Annotated in this window: 12 protein-coding genes; 3 read left to right on the forward strand and 9 right to left on the reverse strand. The window is 59.8% G+C overall.

Going from position 1 to position 17,058, the window contains the following annotated elements; translation table 11 throughout:
* Positions 1-488: 488 nt before the first annotated feature.
* The 8 genes from ABD720_RS15030 to ABD720_RS15065 form a co-directional block, all read right to left on the reverse strand.
* A complete protein-coding gene (locus ABD720_RS15030; protein WP_344764337.1) occupies positions 489-1,199 on the reverse strand; it encodes a DUF3047 domain-containing protein in 711 nt (236 codons plus the stop codon).
* Between the two features lie 46 nt (positions 1,200-1,245).
* A complete protein-coding gene (locus ABD720_RS15035; protein ID WP_344764340.1) occupies positions 1,246-2,634 on the reverse strand; it encodes a 3'-5' exonuclease family protein in 1,389 nt (462 codons plus the stop codon).
* A 117-nt stretch (positions 2,635-2,751) separates the two neighbouring features.
* A complete protein-coding gene (locus ABD720_RS15040) occupies positions 2,752-3,552 on the reverse strand; it encodes an ABC transporter substrate-binding protein (RefSeq protein ID WP_344764342.1) in 801 nt (266 codons plus the stop codon).
* 81 nt (positions 3,553-3,633) lie between these two features.
* Positions 3,634-4,215: a histidine phosphatase family protein gene (locus ABD720_RS15045; RefSeq protein ID WP_344764345.1), complete on the reverse strand. Its 582-nt coding sequence runs from the start codon at positions 4,213-4,215 to the stop codon at positions 3,634-3,636.
* Between the two features lie 12 nt (positions 4,216-4,227).
* Positions 4,228-5,028, reverse strand: coding sequence for an adenosylcobinamide-GDP ribazoletransferase (locus tag ABD720_RS15050; protein ID WP_344764347.1), 801 nt, complete (start codon positions 5,026-5,028; stop codon positions 4,228-4,230).
* Positions 5,021-6,058 (reverse strand): nicotinate-nucleotide--dimethylbenzimidazole phosphoribosyltransferase, encoded by a 1,038-nt coding sequence (gene cobT / locus ABD720_RS15055; RefSeq protein WP_344764350.1) that lies wholly within the window; start codon positions 6,056-6,058, stop codon positions 5,021-5,023. The genes ABD720_RS15050 and cobT overlap by 8 nt, the downstream gene beginning before the upstream one ends.
* Positions 6,059-6,443: 385 nt before the next feature.
* Positions 6,444-8,753, reverse strand: a complete 2,310-nt coding sequence (locus ABD720_RS15060; RefSeq protein WP_344764352.1) for a xanthine dehydrogenase family protein molybdopterin-binding subunit — start codon at positions 8,751-8,753, stop codon at positions 6,444-6,446.
* Entirely contained in the window at positions 8,746-9,234 is a 489-nt protein-coding gene (locus tag ABD720_RS15065) for a (2Fe-2S)-binding protein (RefSeq protein ID WP_344764354.1), read from the reverse strand. Before ABD720_RS15065 ends, ABD720_RS15060 begins: the two co-directional genes overlap by 8 nt.
* 543 nt (positions 9,235-9,777) lie before the next feature.
* On the opposite strand from ABD720_RS15065, the gene imuA reads away from it, so the two are divergent.
* The 3 genes from imuA to ABD720_RS15080 all read left to right on the forward strand — a co-directional run bounded on the left by imuA (position 9,778) and on the right by ABD720_RS15080 (position 12,488).
* Complete coding sequence (imuA, locus tag ABD720_RS15070) at positions 9,778-10,596, forward strand: translesion DNA synthesis-associated protein ImuA (RefSeq protein WP_344764356.1); 819 nt, start codon at positions 9,778-9,780, stop codon at positions 10,594-10,596.
* Positions 10,532-11,989, forward strand: coding sequence for a Y-family DNA polymerase (locus ABD720_RS15075; RefSeq protein ID WP_344764358.1), 1,458 nt, complete (start codon positions 10,532-10,534; stop codon positions 11,987-11,989). The genes imuA and ABD720_RS15075 overlap by 65 nt, the downstream gene beginning before the upstream one ends.
* A 202-nt stretch (positions 11,990-12,191) precedes the next feature.
* Positions 12,192-12,488, forward strand: coding sequence for a hypothetical protein (locus tag ABD720_RS15080; RefSeq protein WP_344764360.1), 297 nt, complete (start codon positions 12,192-12,194; stop codon positions 12,486-12,488).
* A 171-nt stretch (positions 12,489-12,659) separates the two neighbouring features.
* Here ABD720_RS15080 and purL read toward each other — a convergent pair whose 3' ends face one another.
* Entirely contained in the window at positions 12,660-16,661 is a 4,002-nt protein-coding gene (gene purL / locus ABD720_RS15085; protein ID WP_344764362.1) for a phosphoribosylformylglycinamidine synthase, read from the reverse strand.
* Between the last annotated feature and the right edge of the window lie 397 nt (positions 16,662-17,058).

Consider the following 17,058-nt stretch of genomic DNA (forward strand, 5'->3'; position numbering starts at 1 on the left):
TGAATTGGCAACGGGAACGCGGGGCACGCTGATCGCGACCGAGGGTGCGGGTGCGCGACGACAGCGCCAGTAGCTAATTAGGGTCAGAGTCAATTAGATAATTAGGGTCAGAGTCAATTAATCACTGAAAGCCTGGTACTCAATCACCAGCACTCCGCAATCCGTTTGCGGGGTCAGAGTAATTTTCGCGGTGAAGCGTCGCGAAAAAAAACTCTGACCCCGGAAACTGGCTTCAGCAGCGTGCCGCCTCCGCACAACCACAACCACACCATCCGCTCATGCCAATGACCGCAAACCAAGGCACCCCCTTTTGCCAACGATCGCAAACCACGCCACCCGCTTTTACCAACCGCCGCAAACCACATCGGCAGCAACCAGAGTCAGAGTTTTTTTCGCAACGCTGCATCGCGAAAATTACTCTGACCCTGCTTGCGGATTCCGAAGCACGCTGATCGCGACCGAAACTGCCGACGCGCCCCAACGTCCTGTCATCGCGCCAAAAACTGCAAATCCCCATACCAGGCTGTCACCTGCTCACCGGTATTATCGGTATCCGTAGCCACCGCAACCACCACCACATCCGGCGCATCCTCACCAAACGCCGCCCGAAAATCAGCCGCCACATCACGCGTCTCCGTGACCCATTGCCCGGCCTTGTCGCTACCACTTTCAATTACCAGCATGCGGGCGCGATCGGTGTAGGTGTTGGCTTGCAGGGTGCCGATCGGCTGGCGATTATCCCAGACGTAGTTCAAGGCAGCAGTCGGGATTTTCTGGCCATAGATGGCTTCGCCTAGCTTCAATTTTGCGCGCGTGGCGAAGGATAGTTTGTCGACCGGGTAATCGAACAGGACATACACACGACCAGCATAATCATCGCCGGATTTTTTAGTCATGTCGGCGCTCTTTACGGGGCCGGAAATTTTCCAGCGCCAGCGCAACAGCGGCGTTTTTTTCAGGTCGACACGGATCGTGTGCGCCAGTACCGACATCGACTTGTCGGCCTCAGCCTTGAGGACCGTGCGGTCGTCGTCGCGCACCAGCGTATAGATTGTGTCGGGCGCTTTGGCCGAAGGCCGCACCGGTGCCCAGCCGGTGACCGCAGCGCCCGGCTGCATTTGCGAGAACGGCGGAATATCGGCAGCGTGCGCCCATCCCATCGAGAGTGGCAACAATATCAATCCGGCAATTTTTTTCATGAAAGCTCGCAGTGGATGGAACAGGTAATGCATGGCATAAAAAGAATCAAAAGAACTTGTGTATTCGCCCCGGCATGGTGCCCAGCTTCTTATGCAGGATGTGATACACGTCCCGATCAAAACTTGGCTGCCCCTGCTCGATCATCTCCCACGCAGCCACCTCGCTGTCGACCGTGCCGAGATAGCTCCAGTTGCTGATGATATGCATGGCGTCGCCTTCGCGCAGTCCGATCGGCCCTGCATACGGCCACGCCTTCATGCGCATGCCTTCCAGCGCCAAACGAAAACGTGCGGTATGCGACGCCGCGCTCTCGCGGCCGATACATACGCCCTTGCATTGCGCGACCTGGCTGCCAAAGCACGGTTTGCCGACCGCCACTTTTTCAAGCCCCAGTAGCGCGTGGCACAACTGGTGTTCGGTGGCCAGCGCCTTCAATGCGGTGGTGGCCTTGCGGATGGTGGCGAACGGGCCGAACAGGTCCGGCTCGTCGCCGAAGAACAGGTCCGCCGTGTTCACCAGGGCGATCTGCCACTCGTCGCCCTGCTGCACCAAACGCCATGCGCAGGACTGGTCATTGCGGCGCAGCTGGCGGTTATGGGCGGGTGACAATTTCTTGATCAGCGCCGCTTCACGCAACAAGGCGCCCAGCTCGCCAGCGGTTTCGATCCATTCGACACGGCGTATCTGCTGCGACAGCTGCATCTCTTTTGGCGACGCGTGGTCACCGCTGAAATGCGACAGCACCCGGCGGCGCAAATTGTTGGCCTTGCCGACATACAGCGGCAACTGGCTGTCATCAAAAAACAGATACACGCCATGGGTACTCGGCAGGTCATCGAGCAATGACGCATCCAGATACGACGGCAGGCTCGGGCGCGCGATCAATTCCTTGACGACGGCCTGAATACGCTCGTGCGGCAAGGTGGCATGAATGGTTTGCCAGAATTGCCAGATCAGCTGCGCGTCGCCCAGCGCACGGTGGCGCTCGGTGACATGCAGCTGATGACGCTCGGCCAGGGTATCCAGATTGTGTCGGGCGAATTCGGGATACAGCTTTCGCGACAGCTTGACGGTACACAGCACCGTGGGCCGGAAGTCGATGCCCACGCGCTTGAATTCATTGCGCAAAAAACCGTGGTCGAAGCGCGCATTGTGGGCCAGGAAAACCCGCCCTTCGAGGCGCTGAAAAATCTCGGCAGCCAGCTCGCCAAAACCCGGTGCCGTCGCCACCATCGCATTCGAAATCCCGGTCAGGCCTTCGATGAATTCCGGAATCTGCCGCTGCGGATTGACCAGGCTGCTCCACTCGCGCACGGTGCCGTCTTCATCGACTTCGACGATGCCAACTTCAGTGATGCGATCGATGGTGGCAGTCGCGCCAGTGGTTTCGAGGTCGACGAAAGCGAGGCGCGGACGCGCCGGATCATAAGCCATGGTGGGGATATCTCGGGAAGAGGTGTGGTGAGCTCCGGATTCTACTGCATGTGCGGTATTCGGCGCAGCGGCGAAAGTCGCCCCCGGCACGGTCAAGGGACGGAAAACGCTTGCCGGTTACGCCGCTTGCGTGCGCTGCCATTGCGCGATCATGTCGCCAATCTGGCGCAATCCTTCCGTGATGACCGATGGCCCCGGCGACAGGATGTCGGGTGATTTGATCTCGAAAAGCATGCCGTTGCGCACCGCCGGAATGGACTCCCAGCCGGACCGCGAACGCACCGCTTCGGGCTGGAATTTTTTGCCGCACCACGAACCGATGATGATGTCGGGCGCGCGTCGCACCACGTCCAGCGGATCGGCAATGATGCGCTGGCGTGCATTGGGGTGTGCCGACAACGCCGGAAACGCATCCTCGCCACCAGCCATGCCGATCACCTCGGCAGCCCAGCCGATGCCGCTCATCAGCGGGTCATTCCACTCTTCGAAATAGATCACTGGCCGGCGCGTCCATTGCGCTGCCCGCGCCTGCGCCGCATCGATCTGGCGCTGCAGCTCGGCGACGAGCAGCTTGCCGGCGTCCACGCGTTCGACCAGTGCGGCGAGCACCCGCACCATGTGCAGGATGCCGGCCACGCTGCGTTGATTGAACAGATGGGCTTCGATACCGGCAAGCGCGAGGTCACGGCAAATATCGGCCTGCAGGTCACAGAATCCGATGATCAGGTCCGGCTTGACGGCCAGGATACGTTCGATCTTGACCGAAGAAAATCCGCTGATTTTCGGTTTTTCCTGACGCGCCCGGGGTGGCCGCACCGAAAAGCCGGAGATACCGGCGATGCAGTCTTCGGCACCCAGTGCGTACAGCGTTTCGACCGATTCGGTACACAGGCAGGCGATGCGTTGGTAGTGGCTCATGGCTAGGTCTTTCGGTGTGGGCGTGCAGGGCCAGATCTGTCAAGGTAGGCTTTTAGAAGCCGGTGGTCGGGGCAGGAAAGTTTAACGTTGAACTTGTTGTGATGTGCGGTGCAGCTCTCCATCCATATCGATGACAACCAGCTCACCATAGGCAATTGCATGGCTGGTGCTGGCTGCCTGCAGTGCTGTCTCGGCCAGCGTCACGCCAGGCTGCAGCGCCAGCATCAGGCGGATCGTTCCGGCATGGCAGATAACGATGCAATCCTGATTCTGCCGCAGCAAGTCATCGCGCACGGACTGCACGCGCTGCGCCATCTGCAAGACACTTTCGCCACCGCCCGGCTGGTAGCCGGCCAGGTCGGCAACCCATGCATCAATTTCATTGCGTGCAATCGAATTCCAGTCGCGGCCTTCCCAGTCACCGAAGTGCATTTCGGCCAGGCGGGCGTCAATGGAATACTGGCGACCGTCACCAAGCAATTCGGCCAGTTCCCGGCAGCGCCGCAACGGGCTGGACACCATCGGTAACGATGACGGCAGTCTGGCGTGTAACGCAGCGGCGACACGTGCCAGCTCATCCTCTGCCACGGCGACATCGGTGCTGCCGTAACAGATCGTTTTGGCAGCCAGCGTTTGCGGATGACGCACGAGATAGAGTCGCATCGCAGGCCCCGTTCAGTGCCCGGCCAGCGCCAGCACACCCAGATAAAAACCGACTTCACTGGCCTGCTGTACCGCACCCAGGCAGTCGCCGGTATAGCCGCCGATACGGCGTACAAACATCTTTCCCAGCCACAGCATCGCCACGATCACCAATACCGCGCCCGCCAGAAAAGCGCGCCACGACATCCAGCCCGCCATCAGGCAAACCAATACCGGCACGGCAGCCGTGATCGCGGCAATCGCGAATTCGCCGTTGGACATGCGATGCGACAGCGGCTTGGCCTTGCCCTCTTCGCGCACATATTCCAGACGCCAGATCAGCGCACCCGACGCCAGCCGCGACAACGGATGCGCCACCAGCAATGCCGCGATGACCGACTGCACCGGCAGTTGCGCCAGCGTCGCGCATTTCAGCGCCAGCATCAGGCCGATACCGATCGCGCCGTAAGCGCCGATGCGCGAATCGCGCATGATCTCCAGCACCCGCGCCGGCGTCATGCCGCCACCGAAACCATCACACATATCCGCAAAGCCGTCCTCATGAAACGCCCCCGTCAGATAGATCCCGAATGCAGTCGACACCAGCACCGCCACCAACGGCGACCAGAGCCAGGCAGCACCGGCATAGACCACCGCCGTCGCACAGGCAACCACCGCCCCGGCCATCGGAAAGTAGCGCGATGCGTGCTGCAGCCAGGCTGGCTCGAAGCCGACCCATTGCGGAATCGGGATGCGCGTAAAAAATTGCAGAGCGATGAAAAACAACCTGACTTCGTGCAGGCAGGCATCACCGATTACGCGAATACTAGTCATCGCTTTTATCGCTGACCTGCGCCGATTCAAACGTCGCCATCTCGCACAGGAAATTGACCGATGCCTGCAGCAGCGGCAGCGCCAACGCACACCCGGTGCCCTCGCCCAAGCGCAAATCCAGCTGTAACAAGGGATGCGCTGCGAGGTGTTCCAGCATCTGCTGGTGCCCATGCTCGTTCGAGCAATGCGAAAAAATGCAGTAGTCGAGTAGTGCCGGCTGCAACCGCGCCGCCACCAGCAGCGCGCTGGTCACGATGAAGCCATCGATCAGCAGCACCATGCGCCGCTCGGCGGCGGCCAGCATCGCACCGGCGATCATGGCGATCTCGAATCCGCCGAAGTTGGCGAGGATATCCAGCGGCGCGCTGATGCTGGCGTGATGGGCGATGGCGCGTTCGATGACGGATTGTTTTTGCAGGATGCCTTGCGTGGACAAACCCGTACCGGCACCGACGCAGCGGGCCACCGGAATGCCGGTGATTTTGTGCATGATCGCCGCTGCCGCGGTGGTGTTGCCGATGCCCATTTCTCCGAAGCCGACCACATTGCCGTCGAGCGTGGCAATCAGCTCGGCGCCATGGGCCATCGCGCGGGCGCATTCGTCATTACTCATGGCGGGTTCGACGGCAAAGTTGCGCGTCCCTGCGGCGATTTTCCTGTCGATCAGGCCGTCGCGCGGACCAAAGTCGTGGTTCACACCGGCATCCACGATATGCAGCGCGCACTGTGCCTGCCGCGCGAAGACATTGATGGCCGCGCCTTGCGCCAGGAAGTTTTCCACCATCTGCCAGGTCACGCTTTGCGGGTAGGCCGAGATATTTTCCGCCACGATGCCGTGGTCGGCGGCGAAGACGAGGATGGCTGGCGCGTGGATGGCGGGGCGGGTGGTTTGCTGGATCAGGCCAATCTGGCGGGCGATCGATTCGAGCATGCCGAGGCTGCCGGGGGGTTTGGTTTTGTTATTGACGGCGGCGGCGAGTTGTTGCGACAGTGCGGTGTTGGCGGTGGTGAAGATGGTGGCGATTTGCATGGGGTGATCGGGAGGGTGGCGGGACTATGGGTGGTTCGGGTTGCCATCAGTGGCGTGGGTTGTGTACGGCTGGAAGATAGCACAGGGAGATTGCGAATTGGATGGGGAGCTTGATGCCTGACGTGATTCCCGGATATGGGATTTCGGGATTCGCGAGCGCTGACCGGTGGCGGGCAAGGGGATTGTGCTTGCACCAAAAAGCGCCACCTCTTGAGTGAAAGAACATGGCGTGCCGTGCTTGCTCGTATAGCGTTGGAAGCAACCGTCAAAAAATGAAGAAGCCGTTTGGTGTCACGGTAATGCGTGGGGAGGTATTGGAATAACCCGTCTGACGGTGCGCACAGCGAACAGTCAGACGGACAACGTCAATACAACGCCAGTGGCGTCAGACCTTCTTGACTGCGCCCGTGTCGAGCGCTTTCAGGACATCTGCTGGCCGCATCGGCAGGTGGCGCAACCGCGCACCAACCGCTGCGAAGATGGCATTGCCGATGGCCGGGCCAACGACTGTCGTTGGTGGCTCGCCCATTCCCATCGGGGTTTCGGCACTGGCGACGAACTCGATATCAAGCGCGGGTACGTCGGCCATGCGCAGAGGCGTGTATGCGCCGAGATTGGTGTCGCGGACCTGGCCGTTGACGAACTCGGTTCCCTCGTGCAGAGCCATGCTGACACCCCAAAGGCTGCCGCCTTCGGCCTGCGCCAGAGCGCCATCCGGATGGATGACCGTGCCGCAGTCGATGACCATGTAGAGCTGCTCGACCTTGACGTTGCCGGTCTTGCGATCGACCTTCACCCGTGCCACGCAGGCAGTCCAGGTTGGCATGTCGCGTTCCTGACCAAAGGTGCTGGCAATACCAAGGGCTGTATCTGCAGGCAGTGTCTTGCCCCAGCCCGCTTTTTCCGCGACCCGCTTCAAGACATGCGCCATGCGTGCAGCGCCACCCACTGCATTCGGTGCACTGCCGGCATTTTTTCCAGAGGCATCGAGCATGGTCAATCGAAACGCCAGCGGATCAAGTTTGGCTGCATGTGCTGCTTCGTCTACAAAGCTCTCAACGGCCCAGTTGGTCCAACCCGGTCCAACCGATCGCAGCCAGCCAGGACGGAAGGTGTTGCTGGCCAGATCATTGGAAATCGTGCGCACCCGCTGCGCGCCAACGTTGTACCAGTGATCGGCACCGCTGATGGCAAATGCGTCATAGGGCTGGCCATTTTTTCCTTTCGACAGAAACGCTGGAATCATCGCTTCGGTCGGCCAGCCGGCACTGGCATCGTGTTCCATTGCCGTTACCTTGCCGGTGGCGTTGAACGCCATGCGCAGGCGCTGAATCGATGGTGAACGTGGCGAATCAAAGCGGGCATCGTCAGCGCGGGTGCAGATCAGCTTGACCGGGCGGCCAAAGGCCTGCGCAGCAAGTGCGGCGGGTACCGTGTAGTCGCCGTTGAGACGGCGTCCAAACCCGCCACCAAGCAGATAGCTGTGCATGATTACCTTGGATTCAGGCACACCGAGTGCCTTGGCCAATGTCGGCAGGGCCAGTGACTGCCATTGATTGCCAGTGTGAATATGCCAGATGCCGTCCTTCTGCAACGCCAGGGCGTTGACCGGCTCAAGCTGGAAGTGCAGAACAGTTGATGTGGTGTAGGTCTGTTCGATCTTCAACGAGGCGGCGGCAAACGCGGCTTCTACGCCATCCTCGGCAACCACCGTCGCACCCTTGCTGGTGTCCTTGATGAGTTTCGCACCGTGAGCCTGTATATCGGCCTCCGATACGTTTGCGGCCGAACCGACTTTCCAGTCAACCTTGACCATCTCGGAGGCACGGATGGCGCCTGCATACGAATCGGCCAGCACTACGACCCAACCCGGCACGCTGCCGGAGGGATCATTCAGGGCAATAGTCTTGATGTAACCCTTGACCTTGCGCGCTGCATCGTCCTTGATGGATTTTACCGAGCAACCGTAGCGTGTTGGTGGCAACAGCGCACGTGCATAGACCATGCCGTCGACCTTGGCATCGATACCGTACATTGCACTGCCGTCGGTCTTTGCCTTCACGTCCATCGCCTGCACGTCGTGCCCGATCAGACGCCGGTCTGCCGGTTTTTTGAGGACGATGGCCTTCAATTGTTCTGGTGTGAATGCCTGCGCGATGTTGCCGCGTTCGACAATATTGGCGTAGCTGATGGTACGGCTACCCGATGTGACGTTACCACTGCGTGCGATACAGGATTCGACAGGCACGCCCATCAGGCGTGCACCTTCGGCCACCAGCGCGATGCGCCCGGCGGCACCGGCGCGCGCCAGTGGCTGGTAGCTCTGCCATACCGACCAGCTGCCGCCGGTAACCATGAGACCCCATTTCGGATCGGTGTCGACATAGTTGATCTTGACGCTGGCCCAGTCAGCTTCCAGTTCTTCGGCCAGAATGCGTGCCAGCGCAGTACCCACATGCTGGCCCATTTCCGACTTGGCGATGTTGACGGTGACAGTGCCGTCGCGATCGATCTGGAACCAGATGCTTGGATCGAACGCTGGCTTGCTCGTACCGGCAACTGATGCGGCGATGCTCTGGTCAAACGGCAGAAACGCCAGCGAAAAACCGGCTCCCAGCGCGCTGATGACAAAACCGCGCCGCGACAAGGATGTCGGCGCCTGGTCGGCATTGGCCAATCTTGCGAGCTTATGCATTTGGTTGCACTCCTTTTGACGGCACGCCATTGATTTCAGCAGCAGCTTGCTTGATGGCGCTGCGGATGCGGACATACGCCATGCAGCGGCACAGGTTGCCACTCATGAACGTATCGATGTTGGCGTCGGTTGGTTGCGGGTGATCCTTGAGCAGTGTTGCTGCCTGCATGATCTGCCCGGACTGGCAATAACCACACTGTGGTACCTGAGCGGCGACCCACGCTTTTTGCAGCGCATGCGGACCATTCTGGCCGAGGCCCTCGATGGTGGTCACGGCAGCACCTTCGACGCTACCGACAGGCGTGATGCACGAGCGAACTGCACGGCCATCGACGTGGACGGTGCAGGCACCGCACATGCCGATACCACAGCCAAACTTGGTGCCGGTAAGGCCTACTTCATCGCGAATTACCCACAGCAGGGTAGTCACGGCGTCGACATCCAGGGCGACTGGACGGCCGTTAATCGTAAATTTTTTCATGTAAACCTCGGTTCAACTAGGTAGGGAAATGTTCATGCGAGTGGCAACAATACTGGCTTGCTGCACCCGGTTGTCAGTGCCGAAATCTGGCGGACGGCTGGTTCAATTGAGGGCGCCAAACGATGCCAGGAAAACGTCTTTCATTCTGCGACCTCAACCTGTCGGCAGTTCAGGGAGGATTTGTACAACTGCCGGGCACAGGAGTATGACAGAGGAAATTTTTTTCATGAAAACCAACAGTAGTGCTATGTCAGGTACCTGACTGGTCTGGTCGTAGATTGCCGGTGAGTCGTCGTATTGGTTTAATGCAGTTCTAAAACTGTAGCTGGTCGACTGGTAGAAATCTAAGGTCAATGTGGTTGCCGCTATATACGTGCCACCACCCCCGCATTCCTCCGCCAAACCCAACCACTCCCTCTGCAGAAATCAATGTGAAAAACGCCTTGACGCGACATACCCCTCGTCATCTATACTGTTCATCCATACAGTGTTTATAAAACACCAGAACGGCAGACCTGTTCACATTTATTTACGGAGATTCCCATGCTCGCCTTGCCAACCCGCTTCACCACGCCACCCGCTGCTGCTACTGCTGCCCTGCTCGCGCAGATGCCCGATACGGTCTGGCGCGGCAATCAGATGGGGTCGCACCGGGCGGTGACGACGCCTTCCGGCTTTCGGGCGCTGGACCGTGAATTGCCGAACGGGGGTTGGCCGGCGTCGGTGCTGATCGAGTTATTGCTGTCGCAGCCGGGCATTGGTGAATTGCGCTTGCTGGCGCCGGTGATCGCCGAACTGACTCAGGCCAAAAAAACCGTGATCCTGATGGCGCCACCACATATTCCATTCGCTGCTGCGCTAGCCGAACTGGGCATCGACCTGACCCATATCCTGCTGGTCGAGGCAGAAAAGCCGGCCGACCGTATCTGGGCCATCGAACAAACCCTGAAAAGTGCCAGCTTCGGCGCCCTGCTGTGCTGGCTGCCGCAATGCCGCGCCGACCATCTGCGTCGTTTGCAACTGGCTGCCGGTGGTTGCGAGGGGCTGACGTTTGTTTTGCGGCCGGTCAATGCCCAGCATGAATCCTCGCCAGCGCCGCTGCGCATGGTGTGTCGACCGGCGCCATCCGGCCAGCTGTCTGTCGAAGTCATCAAGCGGCGCGGCCCGGTACAGAGCCAGCCCGTGATCCTGCCGCTGTCGGTGCCTGCGGTGCTGGATCAACCATTCGCCGAACGCATCCGGATTTCCCAAGTTACCCAAGTCACCCAAATCACTCACTTACCGGTCGCCCCTACCCATGCTGTGGATCGCACTCCATTTTCCGCAACTGCCGCTCGATACCGTACTGCGCTGCCGGCCTGACGCCGCGACCGCGCCGGTCGTGGTGGTCGAGCGCAAGCGGGTGGTCTGGTGCAATCACATAGCGACTGGCTCCGGCATTGCGCCGGGCATGTCGGAGGCCAATGCCTGGAGCATGAATGCGCAGCTGCTGGCACTGCCGCGCGCACCAGCACAGGAAAGTGCGGCGCTACAGGAAGCGGCGTTGTGGGCCTTGCATTTCACGCCACAAGTGGTGGTGCAACCGGCCGGGTTGTTGCTCGACATCGATGCCAGCCTGCGACTGTTTGATGGCTTTGAGAAGCTGTCCGGGCAGCTTGCCAGCGGCATCGTTGATCTGGGATTGCAGGCGCAACTGGCCTGTGCGCCGACGGCTGGTGCGGCCTGGCTGCTGGCGCGCAGTGCCGGCGACTGGTGCGACAAGACGCTGGTCGAGATGCTGGCACCGATTCCGCTGAACGTGATCGAGAGCGCGCGCAAGCATCTGGAGTCGCTGTATGGCATCGGTTGCCACACGCTCGGACAACTGCGGCGGATGCCACGCGCCGGCATCGCCCGGCGTTTTGGCAACGACCTGCTGCGTGAAGTCGACCGTGCCTATGGCGACGAAGCCGAAGCGCATGCCTGGTTCACTGCACCCGCCACCTTCGATGTGCGACTGGAATTGCCCGCGCCGGTGTCCCATACCGAAGCGCTGCTATTTGCAGCGCGCCGCTTGCTGCTGCAACTGACCGGCTGGCTCAATGCCCACCAGTCGGCAATCAACAGCATCACGTTGTGGCTGCATCACGAACCGACCCGTCAGCGCGATCATCGCAGTACGCCGGTACGTATTCAGCTGGCCGTTGCCAGCCGTGATCCGGATCACCTGACGCTGTTGCTGCGTGAACGTCTGGGGCAAGTCGCGCTGGTCGATTCGGTAATTGAACTGTCGCTGGCGGCTGACCAGATCGTTGCGCTGGCCACGCCCAACCAGGAACTGTTCGCTACGGCAGCGGCGCAGGCAGAAAGCGTCGGCCTGCTGGTCGAGCGTCTGCAAAGCCGGTTGGGTGCGCAGTGTGTACATCAGCTATCACTGATGGCCGATCACCGTCCTGAAAAAAGTTTCCGGTTGCTGCCGGTGGGAGCGCGACGCGAGCGCATCAACGCACTGCCAACCCAGCCAATTGCAGCTCGCCCGACCTGGCTGCTGACCAAGCCGTTGCCGTTGATCACACGCCAGCACAAACCGTTTTACCAAAGTCCGTTGACGCTGCTGGCCGGCCCCGAGCGGATCGAAGCCGGCTGGTGGGATGACGACCTGGCGCTACGCGATTACTTCATCGCCGAAAATGAAACCCACGCGCTGCTGTGGATTTTTCGGTTGCGGGCGGTGGATGCTGGTAGCGGGTGGTTTTTGCATGGGTACTTTGCGTGACGTACACGCACGGACATGGCTGGTGCACTGATGGCGAAGGCTTGTTGATATTGATTCACCAGCAGCCAAGCTTGCCATGGAGACTTAATTTATTTTTGGAAATAATCGTCACCAGAATGTCAATTTGCCATTACCCTGCACACTGCAACAAAACGGGATTTGAAACTAACGACGTTGGAATTCGCCAGTATGGAGAACGTAATTGAAAAATATTTACGTAATGAGTCTTGCTGGTCTACTGGCATTGATTGGCACTGTCGTGGGGATTACCGCCTATTTTGGACTGCCGATCTGGCTCACCCTGATTGGCATTGGCATGGTTAGTTTTGGCTGCTTGATGTTGCTAGCCGATATGAGTCGTCCGAATGGCGGCCCCCCCGATACCAAAACAATGGTCCAGCTATTTGTTTTGTTTCTTCCCGTTATGCCTGTCCTGCTGCCCATCCTGCTGATCCTGTTTATGGTGTTATTTGTAAAGCAAAAACTATTGCGGCGATAAGGTTGACTCCGCTGCGGTCTGACAGGTTGGGCTTGCAGCCCGGCGTTCGTCCTGTAACCGCAGGGTTGCAAGCCCAACGTGGGTCGGGTTATGGCAAGGGTCGCTGCTGCCAGCGCTTTCATTCACCATTGGGACGCAAACCTGAAAACCATTCAGGCTCGGCCATCCCGCTCACCCCACCCACTTGCGCGCATTCCGAAACATCCGCATCCACGGCGCATCCTCGCCCCACTGTTCCGGATGCCATGAGTGCAGCGACGTGCGGAACACCCGTTCTGCGTGCGGCATCAGCACCGTAAAGCGACCATCCGGCGTGGTCACCGAGGTAATGCCATCAGGCGAACCGTTCGGGTTATACGGATAGCTTTCCGTAACCTCACCCTTGTTATCGACATAGCGCAATGCCACCAGCGCCGTATCGATATCACCGGTCAGCGAAAAGTCGGCATAGCCTTCGCCATGCGCCACGGCAATCGGCGTCATGGTGCCGGCCATGCCTTCGAAGAAAATCGATGGCGACTCGGTGATTTCAACCATGCCGAAGCGGGCTTCGAACTGTTCCGATTTGTTGCGGGTGAATTTGGGCCACGCTTGCGCACCGGGAATGATGGATTTCAGGTTGCTCATCATCTGGCAACCGTTGCAGATACCCAGACCAAATGTATCGGTGCGCTGGAAAAACAGCGCGAACTGCTCGGCCAGGGCCGGATTGAACAGGATGGTCTTGGCCCAGCCTTCGCCTGCGCCGAGTACGTCGCCATACGAAAAACCACCCACCGCAATCACGCCCTTGAAATCGGCCAGCCGCGCACGACCGGCGATCAGATCGCTCATATGCACGTCGACGGCGGTGAAGCCGGCCTTGTGCATTACGTAGGCGGTTTCGATATGCGAGTTCACACCCTGCTCACGCAGGATCGCGACCTTCGGCCGTACGCCGGTGGCGATAAACGGTGCCGCGATGTCTTCCTGCGGGTCGAAGCTCAGGACCGGCGTGATGCCAGGATCGGTCTTGTCGGGGATGCGCGCATATTCGGCATCGGCACATTCCGGATTGTCGCGCAGGCGTGCGATGCGCCAGCTGGTCTCACTCCAGAAATGATGCAGGTCGATGCGTGGCTGCTGGTAGATCACCTTGGCGTCACGGGTAAATTCGATCATGCCACGCTCATTGAGCTTGCCGATAATGTGGCTGCAGGCACCCAGGTTGAAGCTGCGCAGCACGTTCATGGCATCGGATTTTTGTTCGGCGCGGACCTGGATGACGGCACCCAGTTCTTCGCTGAACAAGGCGCGCAAGGTCAGTTCGTTGCGCCGCTCGCCGACTTGCGAGGCCCAGTTTTTGGAGTCGCCCCAGTCGGCGGCGTGCTCGCTTTCCATGGCCAGGATATCGAGGTTGACGGTGATACCAGCGCGACCGGCAAACGCCATTTCGCACAGAGTGGCAAACAGTCCGCCATCGGAACGGTCGTGATAGGCCAGCAGAAGCTGATCCGAATTGAGTTGCTGGATTGCGCTGAAAAACGCCTTCAGGTCGTCTGCGCTATCGACATCCGGCGTGCTGTCGCCGAGTTGCTGGTAGACCTGCGCCAGCGCCGACGCGCCGATGCGGTTTTTGCCACGGCCGAGGTCGATCACGATCAGTGCGGTGTCACCAACGTCGGTACGCAATTGCGGCGTCAGCGAGCGGCGGATATCCTGCACCGGCGCAAAGGCCGAGACAATCAGCGAAATCGGCGAGGTCACCGATTTGTCGGCTGCCTCGTCTTTCCAGGTGGTGCGCATCGACAGCGAATCCTTGCCGACCGGGATGCTGATGCCGAGTGCCGGGCACAGTTCCATGCCGATGGCCTTGACGGTATCGAACAGCGCGGCGTCCTGGCCGGGTTGACCGCAAGCGGCCATCCAGTTGGCCGACAGTTTGATGTCGGAGATGTCGCCAATCGCAGCAGCGGCAATGTTGGTGATGGCTTCGCCGACCGCCATGCGGCCCGAGGCAGCAGCGTTGATCACGGCCAGCGGCGTGCGCTCGCCCATCGACATCGCTTCACCGAGATAGCCTTCGAAACTCATGGCCGTCACAGCGCAATCGGCCACCGGCACCTGCCACGGCCCGACCATCTGGTCGCGCACGCTGGTGGCGCCGACAGTGCGGTCACCAATCGTGATCAGGAAAGATTTGTCGCCCACGGTCGGCAAGCGCAACACGCGCTGGCCGGCATTGATCAGGTCGATGCCGGTCAGGTCGACAGGCGGGAATGTCTGCGCGACGTGGCGCACATCGCGATGCATTTTTGGCGGCTTGCCGAGCAGGACATCCATCGGCATGTCGACCGGATTGTTGCCATGCGCCGGATCGATCACTTTCAACTGGCGCTCTTCGGTGGCGGTGCCGACAACCGCAAACAGGCAGCGCTCGCGCTCACAGAAATACTGGAACAGCGCCAGGCTGTCGGGTGCAATCGCCAGCACGTAGCGCTCTTGCGATTCATTACTCCAGATTTCCTTTGGTGCCATGCCGCTTTCTTCCAGCGGCACTTTGCGCAAGTCAAAGATCGCGCCACGTTTGGCATCGTTGGTGATTTCAGGGAAGGCATTCGACAGGCCACCGGCACCGACATCGTGGATCGACAGGACCGGATTCTCGGCGCCCATCTGCCAGCAGCAATTGATGACTTCCTGCGCACGCCGTTCCATCTCCGGATTGCCGCGCTGGACCGAATCGAAATCCAGGTCTGCGGTATTGGTGCCGGTCGCCATCGACGACGCTGCACTGCCGCCCATGCCGATGCGCATGCCGGGACCACCCAGCTGGATCAGCAGGCTGCCGACCGGCAGGTCGTTCTTTTTGGTGTGCTGGTCGGCGATGCTGCCGATGCCGCCGGCGATCATGATCGGCTTGTGATAGCCGTACACGGTGCCAGCGACATTCTGTTCGTAGGTACGGAAATAGCCACCCAGGATAGGGCGACCGAATTCATTGTTGAAGGCGGCTGCACCGATCGGGCCATCGATCATGATCTGCAGCGCCGAAGCGATCCGGTCCGGTTTGCCGTAGGGGTGACTAACCGATTCGGGCGTAGTCACATCGTGGGCGTTTTCCCAGTTGTGTATGGCACCCGGCAACATCAGGTTCGATACCGTGAAACCGCACAGGCCGGCTTTCGGCTTGGCACCACGGCCGGTCGCACCTTCATCGCGAATCTCGCCACCGGCACCGGTGGCCGCGCCCGGGAATGGCGCAATCGCAGTCGGGTGATTGTGTGTCTCGACCTTCATCAGGATATGGGTCAGCTCTTGCGAAGGGGCGTATTCATTGCCCGCAGCCGCACCGCGCGGATAAAACCGCATCACGCTGGCGCCTTCGATGATCGACGAGTTGTCGCTGTAGGCCACGATGGTGCCCTGCGGATGCAGCTCGTGGGTGTTCTTGATCATGCCGAACAGCGTCTTCGACTGCGCCACGCCGTCGATGGTCCAGTCGGCATTGAAAATCTTGTGGCGACAATGTTCGGAATTGGCCTGCGCGAACATCATCAGTTCGACATCGGTCGGATTGCGACCGGCGCGGGTGAAGGCCTCGGCCAGATAGGTGATTTCGTCGTCCGACAAGGCCAGCCCGAGTTCGCTGTTGGCGTTGACCAGCGCGGCCTTGCCGCCGCCGATCAGGTCGATCGATTCGAGCGGTTTGGCATCGAGCTCGCGGAACAGGTCGGCGGCATCATCGGGATGTCGCAGCACCATCTCGGTCATGCGGTCATGCAGCGCATCGGCCACGCCGCGCACGCTGGCGTCGGCCAGATGCTTGACGCCGCGCAGCAGGCCGGCCTTGACACGGATGTGATACACGATGCCGCGCTCGATGCGGTGGATTTGCTGAAGGCCGCAATTATGCGCGATGTCCGTGGCTTTGCTGGCCCATGGCGAAATCGTTCCGAAACGTGGAATCACGACAAACTCGTCACCGTCGGCGACACCCGAAAATGGCTCGCCGTAGGTCAGCAAGCCTTTGAGCCGGTCACTGTCCTGATGCGACAGTTCGCTGCCGTTGCCGATGAAATGCAGATAGCGGCCCGTGACCGAAATGATCGCGTGATCAACCTTCTGCAGTTGCGCTAAAAGACGTTGGGAACGAAAAGCGGAGAGCGCGTTGGAGCCCGGCAAAATCAACATGGCATGAGGAGAGTTGTGGTGATACCGCAGACGGCATCACGGTGTGGAACGGAAAACGCGAATTATACCGTGCCGCATCAGTGCCGGTAATCCATGCAACGCTCGGGCATTGATCTTTTCCAATCCGCTGCCGGCTTCGCCATCATTGGTGACATGCCACCGACTTATGCCCGCTTTCTGTGAATAACATTGTGCATAACCGTGTGGAACGCTGTCGCAAGCCAGTCGCGGTGCCGGATTGCGGCGCTGCCTCTTTTATAGGCAACAGATCACGATGACCTGATCTGGTGGCAAGCCGACATGCATAAGGCTTGCGCGACAGAAAACTCGTGACGGCGAAATCGTTACTCTGTGCTATCTTTTTTCGACCGCTGATCATCAGAAAGATCCCGCCTTC

The organism is Actimicrobium antarcticum, assembly GCF_039536745.1.
GTDB classification, from domain to species: Bacteria; Pseudomonadota; Gammaproteobacteria; order Burkholderiales; family Burkholderiaceae_D; genus Actimicrobium; species Actimicrobium antarcticum.

Excerpts from the sequence above, each read along its gene's own strand:
- ABD720_RS15030 (WP_344764337.1), bottom strand. The coding sequence starts at position 1,199 with ATGAAAAAAATTGCCGGATTGATATTGTTGCCACTCTCGATGGGATGG.
- ABD720_RS15035 (WP_344764340.1), bottom strand. The coding sequence starts at position 2,634 with ATGGCTTATGATCCGGCGCGTCCGCGCCTCGCTTTCGTCGACCTCGAA.
- ABD720_RS15040 (WP_344764342.1), bottom strand. The coding sequence starts at position 3,552 with ATGAGCCACTACCAACGCATCGCCTGCCTGTGTACCGAATCGGTCGAA.
- ABD720_RS15045 (WP_344764345.1), bottom strand. The coding sequence starts at position 4,215 with ATGCGACTCTATCTCGTGCGTCATCCGCAAACGCTGGCTGCCAAAACG.
- ABD720_RS15050 (WP_344764347.1), bottom strand. The coding sequence starts at position 5,028 with ATGACTAGTATTCGCGTAATCGGTGATGCCTGCCTGCACGAAGTCAGG.
- cobT (WP_344764350.1), bottom strand. The coding sequence starts at position 6,058 with ATGCAAATCGCCACCATCTTCACCACCGCCAACACCGCACTGTCGCAA.
- ABD720_RS15060 (WP_344764352.1), bottom strand. The coding sequence starts at position 8,753 with ATGCATAAGCTCGCAAGATTGGCCAATGCCGACCAGGCGCCGACATCC.
- ABD720_RS15065 (WP_344764354.1), bottom strand. The coding sequence starts at position 9,234 with ATGAAAAAATTTACGATTAACGGCCGTCCAGTCGCCCTGGATGTCGAC.
- imuA (WP_344764356.1), top strand. The coding sequence starts at position 9,778 with ATGCTCGCCTTGCCAACCCGCTTCACCACGCCACCCGCTGCTGCTACT.
- ABD720_RS15075 (WP_344764358.1), top strand. The coding sequence starts at position 10,532 with ATGCTGTGGATCGCACTCCATTTTCCGCAACTGCCGCTCGATACCGTA.
- purL (WP_344764362.1), bottom strand. The coding sequence starts at position 16,661 with ATGTTGATTTTGCCGGGCTCCAACGCGCTCTCCGCTTTTCGTTCCCAA.